This window comes from Sciscionella sediminilitoris (genome assembly GCF_000737195.2).
Taxonomy (GTDB): domain Bacteria; phylum Actinomycetota; class Actinomycetes; order Mycobacteriales; family Pseudonocardiaceae; genus Sciscionella; species Sciscionella sediminilitoris.
The window spans coordinates 1-3954 of the sequence record NZ_JALM01000161.1 but is presented as its reverse complement, the minus strand read 5'-3'; the positions used below and the strand labels follow the sequence as shown (position 1 = coordinate 3954).

Annotated in this window: 5 protein-coding genes; 4 read left to right on the top strand and 1 reads right to left on the bottom strand. The window is 67.3% G+C overall.

What is annotated here, in order from left to right; genetic code table 11:
• Positions 1 to 15: 15 nt before the first annotated feature.
• Positions 16 to 168 carry a hypothetical protein gene (locus AD72_RS38330; RefSeq protein ID WP_156365518.1) on the bottom strand — a complete coding sequence of 51 codons (153 nt, stop codon included), beginning with the start codon at positions 166 to 168 and terminating at the stop codon, positions 16 to 18.
• Positions 169 to 233: 65 nt separating this feature from the next.
• Between AD72_RS38330 and AD72_RS38015 the strand changes: the two genes are divergently transcribed.
• The 4 genes from AD72_RS38015 (at position 234) to AD72_RS34560 (ending at position 3758) form a co-directional block, all read left to right on the top strand.
• Complete coding sequence (locus tag AD72_RS38015) at positions 234 to 650, top strand: DUF2267 domain-containing protein (RefSeq protein WP_255357222.1); 417 nt, start codon at positions 234 to 236, stop codon at positions 648 to 650.
• Positions 651 to 704: 54 nt separating this feature from the next.
• Positions 705 to 1373: an ATP-binding cassette domain-containing protein gene (locus tag AD72_RS34570; RefSeq protein ID WP_031470870.1), complete on the top strand. Its 669-nt coding sequence runs from the start codon at positions 705 to 707 to the stop codon at positions 1371 to 1373.
• 25 nt (positions 1374 to 1398) lie between these two features.
• Positions 1399 to 3342, top strand: a complete 1944-nt coding sequence (locus AD72_RS34565) for a YhgE/Pip family protein (RefSeq protein ID WP_031470869.1) — start codon at positions 1399 to 1401, stop codon at positions 3340 to 3342.
• Between the two features lie 134 nt (positions 3343 to 3476).
• Positions 3477 to 3758 (top strand): GlsB/YeaQ/YmgE family stress response membrane protein, encoded by a 282-nt coding sequence (locus AD72_RS34560; protein WP_031470868.1) that lies wholly within the window; start codon positions 3477 to 3479, stop codon positions 3756 to 3758.
• Positions 3759 to 3954: the final 196 nt, after the last annotated feature.

The window sequence follows — 3954 nt, the reverse complement described above, 5'->3', positions numbered from 1 at the left end:
CCTGGCCTCCTACACCTAGCGTTCCTCAAGCAAGTCGAGCGGGCCTACCGTCACGTCGTTGACGATGCCGGTGACCCAGTCGAGCTGCACTTGGTGATGGGCAACTACGCCGCGCACAAACACACAGCCGTCCGCGAGTGGCTGACCCAGCACCCCCCGATTCGTCATCCACTTAACCCCAACCCATGGCTCGTGGATGAACCTGGTCGAGGTCTGGCGGTTTCTACCGATGTATGTCGATCAGGCGCCGCATCGATGCTCCTTTCCTGGGTCCTACGGTGATTTGGTGTGCCCACCGAAGGTGCCGGCGAAACCTCGCACAGGGAAGTGGAAAGCCGCCGGTCGGTCTCAGCGATGACGAGCACGCGCGGAACGCCACCGAAGCCACCTTGACAGTGCTCGGTCAGCGCCTGGCCGGGAACGAACCGGCTGACCTCGCCGCGCAGCTGCCACCGTCGGTCGCCGAGGCGCTTCCGGAATCCGGCGGCCGGGGAACGTTCGGGCTCGAAGAGTTCTACCGCCGGGCCGGCGATGCGGAGGGACGTGGCTGTACGCAAGACGCCGCCCGCGAGCACGCTCGTGCGGTCGTCGCCGCTCTGCTGTCGAGATTCCTGAAGAACAACCCGATACCCGGAGTGCGGAATCCATGAACTCGCCGTGCCGAGTGGAAGGCGAATCCTGATCCGTTGGTTATCGTGACTGGGATGTCTGCCGAAAGTGTCGCGTTGACCGCACGCGGGTTGAGCGTGCGGGGGCGGCGCGGGCCGGTGTTCGAGGGCGTGGATGTCGACGTTCCCGCAGCCGGACTCCTGGTGGTACACGGTCCTGGCGGTTCGGGGCGCAGCTCGCTGTTGCTGACGCTGTCCGGCCGGATGCGACCGGCCACCGGGGCGGCGCGGGTCGGTGCACACCGGTTGCCCGGCGAGGAGCGCCGGGTACGTGAGCTCGTAGCGGTGGCCTCGGCCGGACCCGCCGGGCGGCTCGAACCGCGGCTGCGGGTGCGCGAGGTGATGGCAGAACGACGCTGGATCAGTCCTGGCGCGAGTGACGAGCGCATGCGGGAGGCGTTCGGGATGTTGGATATCGCCCCTCGGGCCGGTGCGCTCGTCGGGGAACTGTCCTCGGACGATTGGATACTGTTCGCGCTCGGTTTGGCGCTGGCGCAGCGCCCTGCCGCGGTACTGGTCGACGACGTCGATGCCGACTGCACCGCGGGTCAGCGCGACACGGTGTGGCAGGCGCTGGCGCGGGTATGCCGCACGGGGGTCACGGTGCTGGCCAGCACCGTGACCCCACCGCCGAGGTTGGCTGTTCCGCCGGTTCTGGTTGCGTTGCCGCGGCGCAGCGAGGACCGGTTGCCACCGAATCCGTGAGTCGCCGAGCGAGGGACGGGCAGATATGACCGCGATCAAGCTGGCCTGGCTGGAGCTCCGCCGTTTTCGTGGACCGCTGCGGCAGGTGGTGCCCGTGGTGCTGATCCTGGTGCCGTTGCTGTATGGAGCCACGTACCTCTGGGCCAACTGGGACCCGTACGGCAAGATCGACCGGGTACCGGTCGCGGTGGTCGACCAGGACCAGCTGGCGCACACCAGCCAGGGCCAGCGAGTCGACGCGGGCGGTCAGATCGTCCAGCAGCTCAAAGCATCGAAAACGTTCGACTGGAACGTCACCGACGCTGCCGATGCCCGGGACGGGCTGGCGCACGGCCGGTATTTCTTCACGGTGACCATTCCGCCGGAGTTCAGCGCCAAGCTGGCCACGGCCGCGAATCCGGACCCGCAGCACGCCGAGATCATGATCGGGCTCAACGATGCGAACAACTATCTGGCCGGGATCATGACGGAAGTCGTGCAGACCAAACTCCAGGACCAGGTCAATGCGGCCGCGCACGCCGCGTACGTGCGCAGTATCTACGGTGAGCTGTCCGGGATACGCGATAAACTCACGACCGCCTCCGACGGTGCTCACCGGCTGGTGGGAGCCACTCAGGTCGCCGAAGAGGGCAGCGCGAGCCTGACCTCGGGCACCGCCGCGCTACACACCGGCGCCGGTCAGATCACCGAGGGCACCGGCCAGATCGCCGAAGCCGCGGGTCGGCTCGACACCATGGCAGGCAAGCTGACCGGCACGGCGGCCACGGCCCTGCCCGCGGTGACCGGTGGCCTTGTCGACACGGCACGACTGGCCAGCCAAGGACTCGATACCGTGCACGCGGGAACCACCGGGGTCAAGCAGCAGACCGGGCGTGCTGTCGCGGACCTGAACGGGCTCGCGAACGCGCACCCCGAGCTGCGTGGTGACCCGCTGTACGCGAGAACCATCGAGCACGCGAAGCAGCTCGACGCCGGAGCCGGCCGCGTGGACGCGCAATCCGGCAGCGCGGCCGGGCAAGCGCACGAGGCACTGCAGCAGGCGAGGGATATCCAGTCGCGAACCGGCTCCCTGCAGCGACAGGTGCTCGACCTGCAGACACCCGTGCACCTGGTCGACACCGGCTCGCATACGGTGACCGCCGGTGCGGGCACGCTGACTCGCGGGCTCGAGGTCCTGCACCAGGGCTCGGGTACCTTGCACACAGCCGCCGATCAGGCTCGCGATGCCGCCACTGATCTGGCGGGCACGGTCGACGACAGCCGGAAGCGAATCCCGCCGACCGATCCCGACCAGGTCGCCCGCTCGGCGGAAGTCCTCAGCTCACCGGTGCACATCGAGCGGAGCAACCTGCATCCCGCCGGCGTGTACGGGCGCGGTCTCGCGCCGTTCTTCTTCGGTATCGCATTATGGGTGTTCGGCCTGTTCGCGTATCTGCTTTTGCGTCCGGTCAATCTCCGTGCCCTTGCCGCCAGAGTCCGTGCTTCCACGCTCGCCCTCGCCGGTTGGCTGCCCGCCGCCGCTCTCGGGATCGCGGGTGCGCTGGTGCTCTATACCGTGGTCGATCTCGGCCTCGGCCTCGACCCGGTACACGCCTGGCTGACCGTCTTACTGTTGGCCGTCGGCGCGGCGAGTTTCGTCGCGGTCGACCACTTTCTGCGTACCGCGCTGGGCGTGCCGGGCGATGTTCTCTCTCTCGTGCTGCTCATCCTGCAGCTGACCTCGTCCGGCGGACTGTATCCGATGCCCACCGCACCCGGGTTTTTCCAGGCACTCAACCCGGTCCTGCCCATGACCTATCTCATCGACGGACTGCGGATCACCATCTCCGGCGGCCTCACCTCGCATCTGATACGCGATTTCGGCGTGCTGGCCGGGTTCGGCGTACTGTTCTTGTCCCTGACCGCACTCGCGATCCGGCGGCAACGTGTCTGGACCGTCTCGCGGCTGCACCCGGATGTCGAACTCTGACGCTTCCGGTGTCCGTTCCTCGCGGTATGCAGCGTTCGTCCGGCGCGAGGATCGGTCACCGAACATGGTTTCGCAGCTTCGCGGCGCGGGAATGGCGTGAGGATCGATCGAATGACGAGAGGATGGTGACCGAGTTGGGCATTCTGGGTTGGATCGTGCTGGGACTGGTGGTCGGTGCGTTGGCGAAGTTGATATTGCCCGGTCGCGACCCCGGTGGTGTCATCGTGACGCTCCTGATCGGTGTGGCCGGTGCCCTGCTGGGCGGTTTCCTCGGCCGTCGTTTCTTGCACACCGATCTCGGCAGTTTCTTCGATCTGCGTACCTGGGGACTGGGCTTGCTCGGTGCCGTGATTCTGCTGCTGATCTACCGGCTCGTCGCACACTTGCTCGGCGGCCGATCCCGTTCGGCACGCTGACCCCGGTTTCCGTCGCCGAGAGGTCCCGCACAGCCGACTGTCCGGACTCCGGAAGGTCAGCGACCGGTCCGCGCCGGGATCTCGCCGGTCACCGGATGCGATGCTGCCGCACCGGCCGATCGTCCCAGTCGATGTGGTAGTAGTCCGGGCGGTCGACCACGATCTGGGGGCGGCGCGTGGTGAAGTAGTCCCACAC

Bases quoted from the DNA above. Each gene is read 5' to 3' on its own strand.
- AD72_RS34570 (WP_031470870.1), top strand. From the start codon at position 705: ATGTCTGCCGAAAGTGTCGCGTTGACCGCACGCGGGTTGAGCGTGCGG.
- AD72_RS38015 (WP_255357222.1), top strand. From the start codon at position 234: ATGTCGATCAGGCGCCGCATCGATGCTCCTTTCCTGGGTCCTACGGTG.
- AD72_RS34565 (WP_031470869.1), top strand. From the start codon at position 1,399: ATGACCGCGATCAAGCTGGCCTGGCTGGAGCTCCGCCGTTTTCGTGGA.
- AD72_RS38330 (WP_156365518.1), bottom strand. From the start codon at position 168: ATGACGAATCGGGGGGTGCTGGGTCAGCCACTCGCGGACGGCTGTGTG.